An 18,436-nucleotide genomic window follows, 5' to 3' on the forward strand; every position below is an offset into this window, starting at 1 on the left:
CGATGTTCACCCTCACCGACGACGAGCGGGCGATCAGCGACACCGCCCGCGACTTCGCCGACGAGTACCTGGCTCCCAACGCCATCGAGTGGGACCAGGCCAAGCACTTCCCGGTGGACGTGCTGCGCAAGGCCGCCGCGCTCGGCATGGGCGGCATCTACATCCGGGAGGACGTGGGCGGCTCGGGTCTGCGGCGGCTCGACTCGGTTCGCATCTTCGAGCAGCTCGCGACCGGTGACCCGTCGATCGCCGCGTACATCTCCATCCACAACATGGTGGCGTGGATGATCGACACCTACGGCACCGACGAGCAGCGCCACCAGTGGCTGCCCGACCTGTGCTCGATGGAACGGCTCGGCAGCTACTGCCTGACCGAGCCGGGAGCCGGATCGGACGCCGCGGCCCTGTCGACGAAGGCGGTCCGCGACGGCGACGACTACCTGCTCACCGGTGTCAAGCAGTTCATCTCCGGTGCGGGCGCCTCCGACGTGTACGTGGTCATGGCGCGGACCGGGGACTCCGGTGCGCGCGGGGTGTCGGCGTTCATCGTTCCGAAGGACTCCGACGGGCTCTCGTTCGGCGCGAACGAGAAGAAGATGGGCTGGAACGCCCAGCCGACCCGCCAGGTGATCATGGACGCCGTCCGGGTGCCCGCGGCGAACCTGCTCGGCGGTGAGGGCAACGGATTCCGCATCGCGATGGCGGGGCTCAACGGCGGTCGTCTCAACATCGCTGCGTGTTCGGTGGGCGGTGCGCAGGCCGCACTGGAGAAGGCCGTCGCATATCTCGGTGAGCGTCGCGCATTCGGTGCGCCGCTGGTGAATTCACAGGCTCTTCAGTTCCAGCTCGCGGACATGCGCACCGAACTCGAAGCGGCCCGCACCCTGCTGTGGCGAGCCGCGGACGCGCTCGACTCCGACGCCGAGGACAAGGTCGAACTGTGCGCGATGGCGAAGCGATTCGCCACCGACACCGGCTTCGAGGTCGCGAACCGGGCCCTGCAGATGCATGGTGGCTACGGCTACCTTTCCGAGTACGGTCTGGAGAAGATCGTCCGGGATCTGCGTGTGCACCAGATCCTCGAGGGCACGAACGAGATCATGCGGGTGGTCATCGCCCGCAGTGTCATTGCGGGAAAGGTGGGAACCGTATGAGCCAGGCCGACGAACAGGAAGTTCTCGTCACACGGTCCGGTGGGGTCGGGCGACTGACCCTGAACCGGCCGAAGGCGATCAACGCCCTCAACCACGCGATGGTGCGGACGATGGCCGCTGCGCTCCTCGAGTGGGAGTCGGATCCCACTGTTACGGCCGTCGTCGTCGACGGTGCGGGCGAGCGCGGACTGTGCGCGGGCGGCGACATCGTCGCGATCCACGACGATGCCAAGTTCGGAGGCACCGGATCGCGCGAGTTCTGGCGTGACGAGTACGTCCTCAACGCCGCGATCGGCCGGTATCCGAAGCCGTACGTCGCGATCATGGACGGCATCGTCATGGGCGGTGGTGTCGGTATCTCCGCGCACGGCAGCGTCCGCGTCGTCACCGAGCGGTCGACGATCGCGATGCCGGAGACGGGCATCGGCTTCGTGCCCGACGTCGGCGGCACCCACCTGCTCTCGCGCACACCCGGCGAGATCGGCACCCACATCGCCCTGACGACCGGGCGACTGAACGCGGGTGACGCGATCGCGCTCGGCTTCGCCGACCACTTCGTGCCGTCCGAGTCGCTGCCGGAGTTCGTGGCCGCGATCGCGTCCGTCTCGGTGGAGGACGCTCTCTCCCGGTTCGCCCAGCCCGCACCCGAATCGCCGCTGCTCGCGCAGCGGTCCTGGATCGACGCGGCGTACTCCGCCGACACCGTCGAGGAGATCGTCGCCCGGTTGCAGGCAGCCGACGTGCCGGAGGCCGCGAAGGCCGCCGACCAGATCCTCGGCAAGTCGCCGGTCGCGCTCAAGGTCACGCTGCGCTCGCTCCGTCAGGCACGCGAACTCGGCAGCCTCGAAGAGGTACTCAACGAGGAGTTCCGGGTCTCCGTCGCGGCTCTCGCATCCCACGACCTGGTCGAGGGCATCCGGGCGCAGGTCATCGACAAGGACCGCAACCCGCAGTGGGCACCCGCCACCCTGGCCGATGTCACCGCGGCCGACGTGGACCGCTACTTCCAGCCGCTCGGCGACCTCGACCTCGGGCTCGCCGCACCCGACCTCGAAGGGGTCCGACCATGAGCACACTTCCCACCGTCGCGTTCCTCGGTCTCGGCCACATGGGTGGCCCGATGGCCGCGAACCTGGTCAAGGCGGGCTACGACGTCACCGGGTTCGATCCCGTCCCCGCGGCACAGGAACAGGCGTTCAAGGACGGACTCACCGTCGCCGACACCGCCGCCGCCGCCGTCGCGGATGCCGACGTGGTGATCACGATGCTGCCGAACGGCAAACTGGTCCTCGACCTCTACGGTGAGATCCTGCCGTTGGCCAAGGCGAACACGCTGTTCGTCGACAGCTCGACCATCGACGTGGCTGACGCCAAGGCCGCCGCGGACAAAGCGCACGCGGCCGGGCACCGGGCGGTCGACGCACCCGTTTCGGGCGGTGTCGCGGGTGCGGCTGCGGGCACGTTGGCGTTCATGGTCGGCGGCAGCGAGGCCGACTTCGACTCCGCCAAGCCCCTGCTCGACGTCATGGGCGCGAAGGTCGTGCACTGCGGTGGTTCCGGTGTCGGGCAGGCCGCGAAGATCTGCAACAACATGATCCTCGGCATCTCGATGATCGCCGTGAGCGAGGCGTTCGTGCTCGGCGAGAAGCTGGGGCTGACGAACCAGGCGCTCTTCGACGTCGCGTCCAACGCGTCCGGTCAGTGCTGGTCCCTGACCAGCTACTGCCCCGTGCCCGGGCCGCTGCCGACCAGCCCCGCCAACAACGACTACCAGCCGGGCTTCGCGGCTGCGCTGATGGACAAGGACCTCGGCCTGGCGTCGAACGCGCTGCGCGCCAACGGGGTCGAGGACGGCCTCGGTCTGCGTGCGGCCGAGCTCTATCACCGCTTCAACGCCGAAGGCAATGGGGGACTGGACTTCTCCGCCATCGTCAACGACATCCGCACCCGATCCGAGGGAAACAAGTGAGCGAGTACGAAACCATCCTGACCGAGCGAAATGGTCGCGTCGGCGTCGTCACGCTGAACCGGCCGAAGGCGCTCAACGCGCTGAACAGCCAGTTGATGGCCGAGGTGGTCGCCGCGGTCGAGGCGTTCGACGCGGACACCGAGATCGGCGCGATCCTGCTCACCGGGTCGGAGCGGGCCTTCGCGGCGGGCGCCGACATCAAGGAGATGCAGCCCAAGACCTTCGCGGAGGTCTACGCGGAAGATCTCTTCTCCCAGTGGGATCGGCTCTCGTCGGTACGCACCCCGATCATCGCCGCGGTGTCGGGCTACGCGCTCGGCGGCGGTTGCGAACTGGCGATGTTGTGCGACTTCATCATCGCGTCGGACACCGCCAAGTTCGGTCAGCCGGAGATCAAGCTCGGCGTCATCCCCGGCATCGGCGGATCGCAGCGACTCACCCGTGCCGTCGGCAAGGCGAAGGCGATGGACCTGTGCCTGACCGGACGCAACATGGACGCCGACGAAGCCGAGCGCGCCGGACTCGTCGCCCGCGTCGTTCCGGTCGCGGAACTGCAGACCGTTGCGCTGGAGGCTGCCACCACCATCGCGTCGATGTCGCTGCCGATCGCGCGGATGGCGAAGGAGGCCGTCAACCGGTCCTTCGAGACCACCCTGGCCGAGGGCGTGAAGTTCGAACGGCGCGTGTTCCATTCGACGTTCGCGACCGCCGACCAGAAGGAAGGCATGGCGGCGTTCGTCGAGAAGCGCGCCCCCAAGTTCGTGAACGGCTGACATTCCTCTGCCATACCGACGAGGGTCCGCGAAGCGCTCGCTTCGCGGACCCTCGTCGCGTCCGGGCTCTCGGTTCGGGCTGTCCGGACCAGCGCCGCCGCAGTGTCCGTAGACGGATCAGAGACCGAGATCCTTCGCGATGATCGTTTTCATGACCTCGCTGGTGCCGCCGAAGATCCGGGTGACCCGGGTGTCGGCGTAGAGGCGCGCGATCGGGTACTCGGTGACGTAGCCGTAGCCGCCGTGCAACTGCAGGCACTTGTCGATGACGCGTCCGGCGGCCTCCGTGCAGAACAGCTTCGCCTTCGCGGCGTCGGCGACGGTGAGTTCACCGGCATCGTGCAGTTCGATGGCGCGGTCGACCATCAGCTGGATCGCCTGCACCTCGGTCGCACACTCGGCGAGCACGAACTTCGTGTTCTGGAACGCCGCGACCGGCTTGCCGAACACGGTGCGCTCCTTGACGTAGGCGAGGGCGTGCGACATCGCGGCGGTCGCGGTGGCCGCTGCGCCGAACGCGATCGTCAGCCGCTCCTGCGCGAGGTTGTGCGTCAGGTACGAGAAGGCGGCACCCTCCTCGCCGAGCCGGTCGGTGACGGGAACCTTGACGTCGGTGAAGGACAGTTCGGCCGTGTCGGAGGTCTTGAGGCCGATCTTCTCGATCTTGCGGCCCACCGCGAAACCCTCGGACGCGGTGTCGACGACCAGGATCGTCAGGCCGGCGCGCCGGTCCTCCGGGGTGCTGGCCGCGGTGCGGCACACCACCAGGATCCGGTCGGCGAGTGCGCCGCCGGTGATGAAGGTCTTGGCGCCGCTCAGGACGTAGTGGCTGCCGTCGTCGGACAGCTTTGCGGCCGTCGCGATGTTCGCGAGGTCCGACCCGGTGCCTGGCTCCGTCATCGCGATCGCGAACATCAGGTCGCCGGACGCGAATCCGGGGAGCCAACGCTGCTTCTGCTCCTCGGTCGCGTGCTCGACGAGGTACGGCAGGATCAGATTGCTGTGCACCGAGTAGCTGCCGAACGACGCTCCTGCGGCCGCAACCTCCTCTGCGACAACCACGTTGAACTTGATGCTCGCTTCGCCGCCACCGCCGTACTCCTCGGGAGTCTGGATACCCAGGATGCCGAGATCGCCGAGGCGACGGTAGAAGTCGCGCGGGGGGTGGCCGTCGACCTCCCAGTCGTGGTGAACGGGTACGACCTCCTTGGCGATGAACTCACGAATGGTCTTGCGGAATGCTTCGTGGTCCTCGCCGAAGATGGTTCGTTGCACGGGAATCTCCTGTTCGGGTCCGGGTGGTGCAGTGTCGCGGGGCGCGCTCGCATCAGCATGCCTCGCGTGGTGTTCGGGTACCAGGACCGATCGGCTATGGCACTCATCGCGGTAGCCAATGACTGCTTCGGCCCATACCGGGTCTGCATAGGTTTCGGCTATCGAACGGTTCACCAAGTGCGGATTGCGGGAGTGATCTGGGTCACCTTGAATGGAGTGGTCGGTGAGTGTGGCGCCCACGCCGACCACCCCACCTCCTCAGCGCGTCCGTCCACGTCCTCGACTTCGAAGGATTCTCGTGACAACAGGCAATCTGGCACCCGGTCGACCGGCCTCCTCCGTCGGCACCGCGGCCACCTCACTCGTCAGCAGCAAGCGGGCTTGGGGGATGACCGGACTGGTCGTCTTCCTCTACGTCGTCAACTACGCCGACAAGGCGGTGCTCGGCATCATCGCGCAGCCGCTGGCGCGCGAACTCGGCCTCACCTCGGCCCAGATCGGACTCGTCGGCTCACTGTTCTTCCTCACGTTCACGATCGGCGGCTTCCTCGCCGGACCGATGAACAAGTACCTGACACTGCGGTGGGCGTTGCTCGTGCTCGGTGTCACGTGGTCCGTCGTGATGCTGCCGCTGGTGGTGTCGGCGAGCCTGGTCATGCTGATCGTCTGCCGCATGCTGCTCGGCCTCGCAGAGGGTCCGAGCTCGGCGCTCATGCACACCGCCACCTACTCGTGGCATGCGCCGGCCAAGCGCGGACTCCCCGGTGCGTTCCTCGTCGGGTCCGCGTCGGTCGCCAAGATCGCCCTCGCACCTGTTCTCGCCTACGTCACCGTCCAGTGGGGGTGGCGCGCGGCGATCGTCTCGCTGTCACTGCTCGGCGCGGCCTGGGTGGTGGTGTGGCTGACCGGGTGGTCCGAGGGGCCGTTCACCGCCAAGGCGATCAAAGCTGACGCGGAAGGGGCGACCGCGGGTGAGCCGGCGACCGTCGAAGCCGAACCGAGCGTTCCGTGGCGGTCCATCTTCATCAGCGGAACATTCCTCAGCTGTGCCTTCCTGGTGATGGTCGTGTACGCGCTCACCACCGTGGTGCTGACCTGGCTGCCGTCGTACTTCGAGGTGGGTCTCGGCTACTCGGCGCTGCAGGCCGGCTCCATGTTCGCGCTGCCCTCCATCGTCGGGCTGGTGCTGATGATCGTCTCCGGTGCCGTCACCGACCGAATGATCCAGCGCGGAGCGAAGTCCCGCGTCGTCCGCATCATCGTTCCCTGCGTCGGTGTGCTGATCTGCGGTGGCGTACTGACCATGCTCCCGATGATCGACGCGCCCATCGTGGCGGTGCTGACACTGTCCGTCGGTTACGGCTTCGGTGCGATCGTGTTCCCTCTCGTCAACGCCGCCATCTCCGAGCTGTGCCCGCCGCAGCAGACCGCAGGAACGATGGGCGTCTTCCTCGCGCTGATGGCGATCGGCGGCCTTGTCGCGCCGTACACGACGGGCATCGTCGTCGACAACGCCGCCTCGAAGGCCGACGGCTACGCGATGGCGTTCCAGTCGATCGGTGTCCTCGCGGCGATCGCCGCGGTCCTGGTGCTGGTCTTCGCGAACCCCGATCGCGACCGTGCCCGGATTCGCCACCTCGCCTGACCGACATAGCGTCCGGCTGTCGGTGGTATCCACCGAAAGTCTTTGTCCGACGGCCGGGCACGTGATCGACTCGATGTCGAGGCCCGTTCGGTCGGCCGTCCATTCCAGTTCTGGAGGTAACCATGCGCGATGCCGTCATCGTCGATGCAGTCCGCACTCCCATCGGACGTCGGGGAGGCGCCCTTGCCGACGTTCATCCCGCCGACCTGTCCGCGCACGTACTGACGGCGCTCGCTGCGCGTACGGGGATCGACCCCCAACTCGTCGACGACGTCGTGTGGGGATGCGTCAGTCAGACCGGTGAGCAGGCGGGCAATGTCGCCCGCACCGCGGTCCTCGCCGCGGGGTGGCCCGAGTCGGTGCCCGGCACCACCCTCACCCGAGCGTGCGGTTCCAGCCAGCAGGCGGTGTCGTTCGCCGCGGCGACCGTGATGTCCGGGCAGTACGACGTCGTGGTGGCCGGTGGTGTCGAGATGATGACGCGGGTCCCGATGGGCTCCGCCAGCAAGAACGGCGAGCACTTCCCGGCGTCGGTCCTGGACCGGTACGGCGTCGAGGGATTCAGCCAGGGCACCGGCGCCGAGATTATGGCCGAGAAGTGGGGGCTGTCGCGAACCGCGCTCGACGAGTACTCGTTGCGGTCGCACGAGCTCGCCGACGCCGCGACGGTGGCCGGTGCGTTCGAGGGGCAGCTCGCGCCGATCGCCGGCCTCACGCAGGACGAGGGCATCCGCCGCGGCGGCACACTCGAATCTCTCGGCACGCTGCGAACCGTCTTCAAGGAGGACGGGGTGATCCACGCCGGGAACTCCTCGCAGATCTCCGACGGCGCCGGCGCCCTGCTCGTCACCACCAGCGAGTACGCGGCATCGCGGGCGTGGACGCCGATCGCGCGCATCCACACCGCTGTCGTCGCGGGCGACGACCCCGTCGTCATGCTCACCGGTCCGATCGCCGCGACGGCCAAGGCGCTGACGCGAGCCGGCCTCGGCATCGACGACATCGGTGCGTTCGAGGTGAACGAGGCGTTCGCTCCGGTCCCGATGGCGTGGCAGATCGAAACGGGCGCCGCCGCCGACCGGCTCAATCCCCTCGGTGGTGCGATCGCCGTCGGGCACCCGCTCGGCGGTTCCGGCGCCGTCCTCATGACGAGGCTGGCGCATCACATGCGGGACAACGGGATTCGCTACGGACTCCAGACGATGTGCGAGGCGGGTGGACTGGCGAACGCGACGATCCTCGAACTGCTCTGACCGCACTCCTCAGACAAGGAACGAATCACGCAATGGATGCGAACACCTTCGCCGGACTCCACCTGACCTACCCGGACGTGTCGATGGCGGTGTGGGCACCGAGCATGGCCGCTGTCCACGGTGACCGTGCCGCCGTCGTCGACGGTGACCGATCCTGCTCGTACCTGGAGCTCGACGAGCGGTCGGCGCAGTTCGCCGGGGGCCTCGTCGCCGCAGGCGTGCAGGCGGGCGATGTCGTGTTGCTGCACTTGGGCAACGGGATCGAGTTCTTCGTCGCGTACTACGGATCGCTCCGTGCGGGGGCGACCGTTACGCTCGTCAACCCGTTGCAGCCCGAGCCGGGGTTGCGCAGGCAGATCGAGGAGACGTCGGCGGTCGTCGCGGTCACGCAGCCGCCGCAGCTCGGCACCCTCCGAGCCGCGGCTGCGGGAACGACCGTCGGCACCGTCGTCCTGGTCGGGGGCTCGCCCGGGGACACGGGCGTCGGCGTGATCGGCTTCGAGCGGTTCCTCGAGGGCCGCCAGACCGTGTTCGCACCGGTGCAGGTGAGAGGCGACGACGTCGCCCACGTCGCGTTCACCGGTGGCACCACCGGCATCTCCAAGGGCGTCCGGGTACTGCATCGCAACGTGGTCGCCAACGTCACCCAGATGTGTGGGTGGAGGGCCGGCCAGGCGGTGGTGAGCACCGACGGGGGCCTCGTCGACCTCCGGCCGATCCCCGACCTGGACGTCTACGGGGTGACGCCGGGCGTCGGGTGCACGATCGTCGTGTCGCCGCTGTTCCACGCCCACGCACTGATCAACGCGTCGTTCCTGCTGCTGTGCGGCGTCACCCAGGTGATGGCGGGCCGCTTCGATCCGGCCCGGATGCTCGAGCTGATCGAACGGCACCGAGCCAGCTACGTCACGGGTAGCCCCGCGATGTGGCACACCCTCGCCACGCACCCCGACGCCGCCCGACGCGACACCACCTCGGTTCGCGTCGTCGCGTCGGGCGCCGCTCCCATCGACCGGGTGACCCTCGAAGCGCTGTCGGTGGCGTTTCCGCAGGCCCGCGTCACCGAGGGCTACGGGTTGACCGAGGCCACCTGTGTCGTGACCGCCGCCCCGCTCGGCGTCGGCACCGCGTACCGGCTCGGCAGCGTCGGGCTGCCGGTGTTCGACACCGAGGTGCAGATCCGTGCCCAGGACGACCCGGCTACCGAGCTGGCCGCGGGCGAACGCGGCGCGCTGTGGGTGCGCGGACCCCAGGTGACCGGTGGCTACCTGGGGCACCCCGAGATCACGGCGCAGCAGTTCGTGGACGGCTGGCTGGACACCGGAGACATCGCGTACCGGGACTCCGACGGCTACCTCTACATCTGCGATCGTGCGAAGGACATGCTGATCTACAAGGGCTACAACGTGTATCCGCGCGAGCTGGAGGAGATCCTGGCCACCCATCCGGCGGTGTCGACCGCGGCGGTGATCGGGCGCGGCGCAGGAGCAGTAGGGGAGGAGCCCGTCGCGTTCGTCGTCGCGGTGCCCGGTGTCGCGGTCGATGCCGCGGAGTTGATGGCGTTCGTGGCGCAACAGGTGCTGCCGTACAAGAAGATTCGCGAGGTCGTCGTGATCGATGCGCTGCCGACGTCGGCGGCGGGCAAGGTGCTCAAGACGGATCTGCGGGCGATACTGCAGGAGGCGGTCGCGCACTGACAGTGGACCGGTACCGGGCGCCGTCCGGTACCGGTCTCGCGTCACAGGTCGGGTGGTGCGGCGCGGACGAAGTCGACGAAGGCCCTGCCCACGGGCGAGAGGGTGGCCGGGTCGAACGCCAACGCGAACGCCCGGGTGAAGCTGGGGTCGCAGGGTCGCACCACCGCGCGGTCGCGGACCGACTCGGCAACACACCGCTCCATCAACGACCCGCCTACACCCGCCAGGACGAGCGGCAGTCGGGCCTCCCGGTGTTCGGTCAGCACCGCCAGAGGCGGGCGAGCACCGGCGTCGCGGATCGCCTCCTCGATGGTGTCGCCGAGTGACCCGCCGCGCGGTACGAACACCATCGGAATGTCCGGTAGCTCCGAGAGTTTCACCGCGCCCTCCGGAAGCCGAGTGCCCGCCGGGTACACGAGCCAGAACTCCTGCTCGCCGAGTTCGACGACCTCGAGGCTGTCGTGGCCGTCGAAGGGCAGGTGCGCCACCACGAATTCGCTGTGCCCGTCCCGGATCACGGTCGCGGTCGCGGATTCGTCCCGCAGCTCGGACAGCTGGACGGTCACCTTCGGGTGCTCGGCACGGAAGCGAGCCACGAGGTCGACGATCGTCCCGGTGGCGAGCGCGGGAAAGGCCATCACGTCGAGTCGGCCCGCGAGTTCCGCGGACCCGCCGGTGAGCGTGTCCCGCGCGGCGACGACGTCGCGCAGCACCTGCCGGCTCGGACCGACGAGGCTGCGTCCCGCCGCGGTGAGGACCATGCCCCGTCCGATGCGGTGGAACAACTCCACGCCGAGTTCACGTTCGAGCCCACGGAGCGACTGCGACACCGTCGGCTGCGCGACACCGAGCCCGGAGGCTGCGCCGTTGATGCCGTCGCGTTCGACGACGGCGAGGAAGTACTCGAGCTGACGGAAATCCACCGGTCATACCTCCAGGGGGCCGGCAGTGGACGTGGTGACGAAGGCCGCCGCCGCGGGGGACGGCTCGCCGGACCGCAGGAGGAGGCCGATCGGCCTGCGCAGGGGAGGTTCGAAGGTCAGCAGTGCCACGTCGGCGGACCGCCCCTGCGGGATACGGCTCGACGTGAAGATCGCCCCGGTGCCCCGCAGCATCAGTTCCGACGCCGCCATCGGGTGCGCGCAGTCCACCACGACGTTCGGTGCGCCGTCGCCGACGAGGGACCCGACACGCATGGACGACGCCGTGTCGCTGAGGTCGACGATCAGTGGCACGTCCCGAATCCGTTCACGGGGAAGAGGGTTCGGAAGTTCGGTGGCGATGTCACGGTGCATGGCGAGGGCCAGTTCCTGCTCTGCGAGTGGGATGGTCACCATCCCCGGGTACTCGACCGACAGGTCCGTCACGCCCACTTCGGCCGCACCGCGACGCAACGCGGTGTGCACCGCTGCGGGCCCTTCGGCGTCGACGACGTTCACCAGAATTCCCGGGTACCGCAAGCGGAATCGGCTGATGAGGTCGACGAGCGGGTCGAGGGAGAACGCGGAGTAGGTCACCACGTCCACCCGCCCGGATTCCAGCTCGCGGACCGCGGCGACCGTCGCCTTCGCTCGATCCACGTCGGCGAGGATGCGTCGGGCGGCCACGTCGAGTCGTCTGCCGTCCTCCGTGAGCTCCAGCCGGCGTCCCGACCGGTCGAACAGGGTGGTCCCGAGTCGACGTTCGAGGGTGCGGATCGCCTGAGACAGTGACGGCTGCGAAATGTACAGGGCCTGAGCGGCCTTCGTGATCCCACCGTGATCGACGACGGCGACGAAGTAGGTCACGAGGTGCAGGTCCACCCGGCCAGTCTACGGTCGTGCACGCCGCGGCCGGCTGCTCTCGTCCCCCGTCACGGTGCGGGAACGGGAGCCGCCGTGGTCCACCGGTCCGGGTCGCACCCGGTTCGGTGTACCTCGCCGCGATCCGCGAGGACGAGCAGATGGGCGTCGGTTTCGCGCACCGCGAGTCGGTGCAGTCGCGGACGCATCTCGTCGAAGGGTCGCGACCAGGTGATGCGGGTGGTGACCTCCCAGGTGGTCGACTCCGGGTGCGCGTGCACATCCGCCAGGATCTCGGCGAACCGCTCCTCGTGGTGCCCGAGCAGGCCGCGGGCCCGGTCCGCGAGGCCGCTGAAACGGTATTCGTGCGCGGGAAGCACCTCGTGGTCGGGCAGGGTCGCCGTCGCGGCGAGCGAGAGCAGATAGCGGTGCAGTGGATGTTCCAACTCGCCTGGCACGGTGGAGATGTTCGGGCTGATCCGCGGCAGCATGTGGTCCCCGCTCACGAGCACACCGGCCGTGTCGTCGACGAAGCACAGGTGCCCGGCCGTGTGGCCCGGCGTCCACAGTGCCCGCAGGTTCCATCCCGGCAGGCCGAGGTCGTCACCGTCCCCGAGGACGACGTCCACCGATTCGCCCGGACCGAACCGAACCAGGTCGACGGGGTCGGCGTCGATCACCGGACGCGGCGCTCCGAGGCGTGTGAGTTGCCGAGCCCAGGCCTCCTCGGTGTGCGAGTGATCGGTCGGTGTGTGGTGGCCGAGCAGAGTCGCGTCCGCGGCGTGCATCGCCAGCGTCGCGCCACTGACCGCGCGCAGACGCGGTGCGAGTCCGAAGTGGTCGGGATGCAGGTGTGTGATCGCCGCGTACCGGACCTCGGTGATGTCGTGCCCGGTCGCGCGGATGCCGTCGACGAGAGCCCGCCACGATTCCTCGGCGTCCCAGCCGACGTCGATCAGCGCCAGGCCTTCGTCGAGGGCGAGAGCGTAGACGAGCACGTACCGCAACGGGTTTCGCGGCATCGGCACGGGAATCGACCACAGTCCGGGGCGTACCTGCTCCACGGGCGGTAGGACACCCCTCAGCCACGATTCCCGCTGGGCGGTACCGACCACGGCCGGGGCGGTCACGATCCGCTCCCGGCACCGAGGGATTCGCGCAGCGACTTCTTGAGCACCTTCCCGCTCGCATTGCGCGGCAGTGCGGTGACGAAATGGATGCGCCGCGGCTTCTTGTACGACGCCAGGCGGGCCGTGGTGAACGCGACGAGTTCGGCTTCGGTGGGTGGCTTCTCGTCCTCGGCCAGTCGCACCACCGCGGTCACCGACTCTCCCCAGCGCGCATCCGGCACTCCGACGACCGCGACCTCCGCGACCGCCGGATGCTCGGCGAGCACGGCCTCGACCTCGACGGGATACACGTTCTCACCGCCGGTGATGATCATGTCCTTCACCCGGTCCGTCACGAAGAGGTAGCCGTCCTCGTCGAGATGTCCGGCGTCGCCGGTGCGCAGGAAACCGTCGTCGGTGAAGAGTCCGTCGTCGCCGCGCCGCCAGTAGCCGGCCACGTTGTTGCGGGACCGGCACACGATCTCGCCGGTCTCGCCTACCGGCAGACGCTCGCCGGTGACCAGGTCACGGATCTCGACCTCGGTTCCCGGCATCGCACGGCCGGCCGAACGCAGCAGGCCCGCGCGGTCACCGGTCGGGTCGTGGTCCTCGACGGGCAGCGCCGTCACCGACCCCGTCGTCTCCGTCATTCCGTACCGTTGGACGAATCCGCATTTCAGGACGTCGATGGCCCGCCGGAGCAGCGCGGGCGTGATCGGGGAGGATCCGTAGGCGACGACCCGAAGGCTCGACAGGTTGTGGTCCGCGAGGTCGGGGAGGTCGAGTATCGCTGCGATCGTCGTCGGGACCAGAAACGCATGCGTGATGCGGTGCCGCTCGATCAGGGCCGCGACGGCCGACGGCGAGAACTCGCCCAGCAGCACCACGTGTACCCCCGCGGACAGGCACGTGCTCAGGAAGCCCGCGCCCGCGATGTGGAACAGCGGCATGGCGTCCAGCGCAACCGAATCGGCGCCGAAGTGATAGATCGTCAGACCCTCGGGGTCGTTGTGCAGGTTGCGATGCGTCGACACAACACCTTTCGGACGACCCGTTGTCCCCGACGTGTACAGCTGCAGGACTTCGGCGTCGAGATCGGAGCCGTGCCCGGGGTCGACGCCGTCGCCGGTCGCGACGAAGTCGCCCCAGGTGCGCGCCCCGGGCACCACCTGGGGATCGGGTCCGAGGACCACCACCCGCAGCGTCGGCAACGCCGCGACGATCGCGCCGGCCGCGGCGGCGAACTCGGGGTCCGCGATCAGGACGTCGAGCTCGGCGTCGACCGCGATGGCGGCCGCCTCGTCGGGGTTCAGACGCCAGTTCAGCGGGACGAACACCAGCCCCGCCTTGGCGGAGGCGACGAACGTCTCGGCGCCCTCGACACCCATTCGGAGCAGCCCTCCGACCCGGCCCCGCGGCGCCGCGACGGACGCGAGCGCGGACGCGAGCAGGGTGGTGCTCGCGTCGAACTCGGCGTTCGTCAGGGTGCGGTCGCCGTCGCTGACTGCCTGTGCGGTCGGTGCGTCCGCCGCGCGGGCGCGCACACGTTCGGGAAGATGCAGGCCGGTCACATCACGCTCCTCGTCGCTGAGTGCGAAGCGCTACCGCGCCCGCACCCCAGTCGACCACCGGACCGTTGCCGTCGGCAAAGACGTGACGCCGCACGGATCGTTAGGGAGCGCCTATGTTCAGGCGGGAGGGCGGGTCACCACCTGGTGGGGGCGTCGCCGGTGTCGAAGTCGCCTGCGTCCCGGCGCAGTTCCGCGAGGATGCGAACCAGGGTGTCGAGCTTTTCCGCGGGCAGGCCGGGGTTCGCGAACACCTTGCTGTTCAGGAGTTCGGTGGCCTCGACCGCCAAATCCCTTCCCTCCTGGGTGATCTCGACCAGCGTGGCTCGTCGGTCGCTGGGGTGGGGGACGCGTCGGACCAGGCCGGCCTTCTCCAGCCGGTCGACCGCGTTCGTCACCGAGGTCGGGTGAACCTGCAGCCGCGCACTGGCCTTCGCCATCGGCAGAGCACCCGTCCGGGTGAAGGTCAGCAGGGCGAGCAGTTCGTAGCGTGAGAACGTCAGCCCGGTCGGCTTGAGGACCTCTTCGACGCGGGCGATCATGATCTGCTGTGCGCGCATCACCGACGTCACGGCCGCCATCCCGTCGGCGACGTCACCCCAGCCGTGAGCTTCCCACTGGCGGTGGGCTTCCTCGATGGGGTCGAGCGGCAACGGTTGTGACGGCATGCCCGTCATCATCCCACGAGGTCGCCGGGGTACCTTCCTTCGCGGAGGTAAGCAGTTGAGTGACACCCGTACGCCCTGGGCTCAGCACGCCCTGATCCAGGCCGTGTTCTTCCTGATGGGCGCGGAACTCTTTCTCGCGTCGCCGCTGCTGCCCACGATCTCCGCGGACTTCGGCACCACGATCGCGTCGACGGCCTGCGTGGTGACGGTGTTCGGCCTGGCCTACGCGGTCGCGAGCCCGGTGCTCGGGGCGCTCACCGAACACCTGCCCCGCAAGCGGGTGATCCTGGCCGGCGTCGCCGTGTTCGCGGTCGGGGAGATGCTGTGCGCGTTGTCGCCGGGACTCGGCTGGCTGCTCGCCGCCCGCGCCGTCGGCGGTGTCGGGGGCGCGCTCGTCGGTCCGGCCATGTGGGCATACCTCGCCGAAACCGCAGCACCGCGGCAACGCGGTCGCGCCATCGCGGGCGGCACCGCAGCGTACGCGGGCGGACAGATCGTCGGTGTGCCGCTCGCGACGGTTGCCGCGGCGGCGCTGAGCTGGAGGTTCGCCTTCGCGGCCGTCGCGGTGGGACTCGTGGTGGCAGGCAGCCTGATCGCCTTGCGGCTGCGCGAATCGGTCCCAGCCGCCCGTACCCGGAAGAGTCCGTTCGCCGCGCTCGCGTCGTCGCTCACGCTGTGGCGGGTCGGGGTGTTCCGCACGATCATGGCCGGCAACTTCTTCGTCCAGGCCGCACGGCTCGGCACGTACGCCTACGCGGGTGCGCTGTTCTCCACCCGGTTCGGGTTCGGAACCAGCGTGCTCGGACTCGTCGGCATGGTCGTCGGGGTGGGGTCGCTCATCGGGTCGCTGGTGTCGGGGCCACTGATCGACCGATGGACCTCGGCCGGTCGGCACGTCTCGGTTCTCACCGTCGGCTGGGGTCTGCTCATGGCGGTCGGGCTCGGTGTCGCGACGACCGCCACAACGTGGCAACTCGCGCTGGCCGGCTTCGTGCTGTCGTTCTTCTCCGGCACCGGCTTCTTCAGTACCGCGCAGGTGTACCTGACGACGGTGATGGCGGAACGCCGGGCGCCTGCGGTGTCGTGGAACAACTCGGTGCTCTACATCGGCACGGGCGCAGGTACCACGATCCTCGGATTCACGACCCTCGGCAGCACCGCCTTCGCGGCCTGTTCGGTGGCGTTCGCGCTGCTCGCCGCCGGGTTCAGTGCGCTGCTCGCGACACATCGCAGCTGAGAGTTCGAATCACGGTGAGCGCAACCCTCGCGGCAGGCGTGGCGCTCCGGCACTGTCATCGGTGATGCGGGTGTGGCTGAGTGGTCAGGCACCGGCCTGCAAAGCCGTTCACACGGGTTCGAATCCCGTCATCCGCTCGACGAGCCCGGCAGGTCACCGACCTGCCGGGCTCGAGTGGTCTCGAACTACCCTGCCGACGGGGGCTGGTCTACCAGTTGGGCCAGGTACAGCTGCTCGCCGAGCTTGTCGATCAGTTCCAGCTGGGTTTCGAGGTAGTCGACGTGGTCCTCCTCCTCGGCGAGGATTCGCTCGAAGATGCCCGCCGTGGTGTGGTCGCCCTTCTCCCGGCACAGCGTGATGCCGGGGCGGAGCCGTTCGACGACCTCGACTTCGATCGCCAGGTCGGAGGTGAACTGCTCTCGGATGGTCTGGCCGATCCGGAGGGGGAGGATGCGCTGGTAGTTCGGCAGCGCCTCCAGCATGAGGATGCGGTCCGTGAGGATCTCCGCGTGCTGCATCTCTTCGAAGGACTCCTGACGAGTCTTCTCCGCAATCTTGGTGAGGCCCCAGTTCGCCTGCATCTTCGAATGAAGGAAGTACTGGTTGATGGCCGTGAGTTCGCTTGTCAGCTGCTCGTTGAGCAGAGCAATGACCTCGTCGTCGCCGCGCATGACACCTCCGATGGGGGTGGGCTGGAAGTCAAATCAGCCTAACCCTCACCGGGTGGTTTCACACGGTGTAATTTTTGCGCGCGTCGTCTCGGTCTGGTGTCGCTCCTAGGCGCTGATCGGTTCCGGGTCGCATTCCACGGCGGAATAGTGCTGTTCGATCATCGACTTGATGCGGTCGCGGCACAGGCCACAGCCGCGCCCACGCCCCGCGCCGCAGCCCATCGCAACGTGCTTGGGCGTGCTCGCGCCGGCCGAGATGCACTGGTGCACCACTTCCTCGGTGGTGCCCTCACATACGCAGACGTACATCGTCGTGATCCTCCAACCCTGCTTCCTCAGGTGAGGCTACACTAATGACGGCGCACAGGGGAAGGCTAGGCTAACCCAATTTTTTGATCTTGAAACGGCGGCCACCGACGGGTGAGGGGAACCCTCGACCGGGCGGACCGGTCAAGGGTTCCCCTCACCTTTTGGCGGGTGGGATCAGACGCCGAAGCGCTCGTCCACTTCCTCGGCCGTGAGGCCGTACTCCTCGAGCGTGTAGCGGTGCACCGGCTTGCGGTCACCCGTCTGGGACTCCGCGTGCAGGGCCTCCATGTTCTGCTGCGCCGCCGAACTCAGCGACATCCCGAAGCTCGAGTAGATGCCCTCGACGGTGCCGAGCGGATCGGCGTGGAAGTCGCCGAAGTCGACATCGACGAACTGCGCCGGGTCGTACTTCGAGCGCGCCGCGGTGAACGTCTCCAGTCCACGCGCCCACAGTTCGAGCTGACCACGGCCGATCACGTCACCCTTGAAGGTGTTCGACCAGCCTTCGGTGGCCTGTTCCGCCAGGCTGCAGGTCGATGCCATGATCGTGCTCGGCGGACGGTGGGTCTGGACGATCAACGCGTCCGGGTACACCGCCATCAACTCGTCGAGCGCGAACAGGTGGCTCGGGTTCTTGAGCACCCAACGCCGATCCTGGTCGGGCAGGCCGATCAGCTGCAGGTTCTTCTTGTGTCGCGCGTAGGCGTTCGTCCAGTCCTGGCCTTCGAGCCACTTCGAGTACGTCGGCAAATTCGCCAGGCACTCGTACGAGACCGACTTGAAGGTTTGCCGGAGCAACTGCCAGCACTCCTCGACCTCCGCGGCCGACATGTAGTGCACACCCATGAACTCGGGATGCTCGATGTGATGCTGGCTGAACTGCGACTCGATGCCCTGGAACACCGGGTTCGACTCCCAGGTGTCCCGTGAGGGACGGGGCTGCGGCATCTCCGTCAGCCACATCTCCAGCCCCTGATGCGCGGGATCGACAGTGAGCAGGCGATGCAGTGCGGTGGTGCCGGTGCGGGGCAATCCGGTGACGAAGATCGGGCGCTCGATCGCGACGTCGGCATGCTCGGGATTCGCCTTCCACGCCGCCTCGGACAGCAGTCGCGCAACGAGGGCGCCCCGCAGGAACACGCGGGAGATCTTGCTGCCGAACGGCGTCAGGTCCTCGTCCCGGGCATACGAGTCGAGCAGGACTCCGAGGGCCTCGGTGTAGTCGTCGACGCCGAAGTCGGTCATGCCGGTCATCTTCGTGGCCGAGGCGTGCAAGTCCTCGACGGTGCCGACCGTGGTGCGTTCGGTGCTGTCAGTCATGTGTCCC

17 protein-coding genes and 1 tRNA gene are annotated in these 18,436 nt (G+C 68.4%); 9 read left to right on the plus strand and 9 right to left on the minus strand.

From position 1 onward, the window contains the following. Window positions 1–2 precede the first annotated feature (2 nt). Genes RHCRD62_RS04070 through RHCRD62_RS04085 form a run of 4 tightly spaced genes read left to right on the plus strand, consistent with a single transcriptional unit; the run spans window position 3 to window position 3,896 of the window. Window positions 3–1,154 (plus strand): isobutyryl-CoA dehydrogenase, encoded by a 1,152-nt coding sequence (locus RHCRD62_RS04070; RefSeq protein ID WP_050063313.1) that lies wholly within the window; start codon window positions 3–5, stop codon window positions 1,152–1,154. Next, on the plus strand, window positions 1,151–2,224 hold the full coding sequence (locus tag RHCRD62_RS04075) for an enoyl-CoA hydratase/isomerase family protein (RefSeq protein WP_050063314.1): 1,074 nt from the start codon (window positions 1,151–1,153) through the stop codon (window positions 2,222–2,224). Before RHCRD62_RS04070 ends, RHCRD62_RS04075 begins: the two co-directional genes overlap by 4 nt. Continuing rightward, window positions 2,221–3,123: a 3-hydroxyisobutyrate dehydrogenase gene (gene mmsB, locus RHCRD62_RS04080; RefSeq protein ID WP_050063315.1), complete on the plus strand. Its 903-nt coding sequence runs from the start codon at window positions 2,221–2,223 to the stop codon at window positions 3,121–3,123. Before RHCRD62_RS04075 ends, mmsB begins: the two co-directional genes overlap by 4 nt. Then, on the plus strand, window positions 3,120–3,896 hold the full coding sequence (locus RHCRD62_RS04085; protein ID WP_050063316.1) for an enoyl-CoA hydratase: 777 nt from the start codon (window positions 3,120–3,122) through the stop codon (window positions 3,894–3,896). The genes mmsB and RHCRD62_RS04085 overlap by 4 nt, the downstream gene beginning before the upstream one ends. 117 nt (window positions 3,897–4,013) lie before the next feature. Here RHCRD62_RS04085 and RHCRD62_RS04090 read toward each other — a convergent pair whose 3' ends face one another. Then, entirely contained in the window at window positions 4,014–5,171 is a 1,158-nt protein-coding gene (locus tag RHCRD62_RS04090) for an acyl-CoA dehydrogenase family protein (RefSeq protein ID WP_050063317.1), read from the minus strand. A gap of 298 nt (window positions 5,172–5,469) precedes the next feature. On the opposite strand from RHCRD62_RS04090, the gene RHCRD62_RS04095 reads away from it, so the two are divergent. From RHCRD62_RS04095 to RHCRD62_RS04105, 3 genes are all read left to right on the plus strand, one after another. After that, complete coding sequence (locus tag RHCRD62_RS04095) at window positions 5,470–6,816, plus strand: MFS transporter (protein ID WP_050063318.1); 1,347 nt, start codon at window positions 5,470–5,472, stop codon at window positions 6,814–6,816. Window positions 6,817–6,938: 122 nt separating this feature from the next. Continuing rightward, on the plus strand, window positions 6,939–8,069 hold the full coding sequence (locus RHCRD62_RS04100; protein WP_050063319.1) for a thiolase family protein: 1,131 nt from the start codon (window positions 6,939–6,941) through the stop codon (window positions 8,067–8,069). A gap of 32 nt (window positions 8,070–8,101) precedes the next feature. After that, the gene (locus RHCRD62_RS04105) at window positions 8,102–9,766 is read left to right on the plus strand and encodes a class I adenylate-forming enzyme family protein (protein WP_050063320.1); all 1,665 of its coding nucleotides are present in this window, start codon (window positions 8,102–8,104) and stop codon (window positions 9,764–9,766) included. 41 nt (window positions 9,767–9,807) lie between these two features. Here RHCRD62_RS04105 and RHCRD62_RS04110 read toward each other — a convergent pair whose 3' ends face one another. The 5 genes from RHCRD62_RS04110 to RHCRD62_RS04130 form a co-directional block, all read right to left on the minus strand. Further along, window positions 9,808–10,689, minus strand: coding sequence for a LysR family transcriptional regulator (locus tag RHCRD62_RS04110; protein WP_050063321.1), 882 nt, complete (start codon window positions 10,687–10,689; stop codon window positions 9,808–9,810). 3 nt (window positions 10,690–10,692) lie between these two features. After that, window positions 10,693–11,568, minus strand: a complete 876-nt coding sequence (locus RHCRD62_RS04115; RefSeq protein WP_050063322.1) for a LysR family transcriptional regulator — start codon at window positions 11,566–11,568, stop codon at window positions 10,693–10,695. 50 nt (window positions 11,569–11,618) lie between these two features. After that, window positions 11,619–12,677, minus strand: coding sequence for an MBL fold metallo-hydrolase (locus RHCRD62_RS04120; protein WP_050063323.1), 1,059 nt, complete (start codon window positions 12,675–12,677; stop codon window positions 11,619–11,621). After that, on the minus strand, window positions 12,674–14,227 hold the full coding sequence (locus RHCRD62_RS04125; RefSeq protein ID WP_050063324.1) for an AMP-binding protein: 1,554 nt from the start codon (window positions 14,225–14,227) through the stop codon (window positions 12,674–12,676). The genes RHCRD62_RS04120 and RHCRD62_RS04125 overlap by 4 nt, the downstream gene beginning before the upstream one ends. Window positions 14,228–14,361: 134 nt before the next feature. Continuing rightward, window positions 14,362–14,892: a MarR family winged helix-turn-helix transcriptional regulator gene (locus RHCRD62_RS04130; protein WP_050063325.1), complete on the minus strand. Its 531-nt coding sequence runs from the start codon at window positions 14,890–14,892 to the stop codon at window positions 14,362–14,364. Between the two features lie 55 nt (window positions 14,893–14,947). On the opposite strand from RHCRD62_RS04130, the gene RHCRD62_RS04135 reads away from it, so the two are divergent. Further along, window positions 14,948–16,129 carry an MFS transporter gene (locus tag RHCRD62_RS04135; RefSeq protein WP_050063490.1) on the plus strand — a complete coding sequence of 394 codons (1,182 nt, stop codon included), beginning with the start codon at window positions 14,948–14,950 and terminating at the stop codon, window positions 16,127–16,129. 66 nt (window positions 16,130–16,195) lie between these two features. Next, window positions 16,196–16,266, plus strand: a tRNA-Cys gene (locus tag RHCRD62_RS04140). Window positions 16,267–16,314: 48 nt separating this feature from the next. Here the strand turns inward: RHCRD62_RS04140 and bfr are convergent. The 3 genes from bfr to RHCRD62_RS04155 all read right to left on the minus strand — a co-directional run bounded on the left by bfr (window position 16,315) and on the right by RHCRD62_RS04155 (window position 18,429). After that, window positions 16,315–16,800, minus strand: a complete 486-nt coding sequence (bfr, locus tag RHCRD62_RS04145) for a bacterioferritin (protein ID WP_050063326.1) — start codon at window positions 16,798–16,800, stop codon at window positions 16,315–16,317. A 105-nt stretch (window positions 16,801–16,905) separates the two neighbouring features. Next, on the minus strand, window positions 16,906–17,109 hold the full coding sequence (locus RHCRD62_RS04150; protein WP_050063327.1) for a (2Fe-2S)-binding protein: 204 nt from the start codon (window positions 17,107–17,109) through the stop codon (window positions 16,906–16,908). A gap of 174 nt (window positions 17,110–17,283) precedes the next feature. Then, window positions 17,284–18,429 carry a sulfotransferase family protein gene (locus tag RHCRD62_RS04155; RefSeq protein ID WP_050063328.1) on the minus strand — a complete coding sequence of 382 codons (1,146 nt, stop codon included), beginning with the start codon at window positions 18,427–18,429 and terminating at the stop codon, window positions 17,284–17,286. Window positions 18,430–18,436: the final 7 nt, after the last annotated feature.

This window comes from Rhodococcus sp. RD6.2, assembly GCF_001040705.1.
Lineage (GTDB): Bacteria > Actinomycetota > Actinomycetes > Mycobacteriales > Mycobacteriaceae > Rhodococcus_G.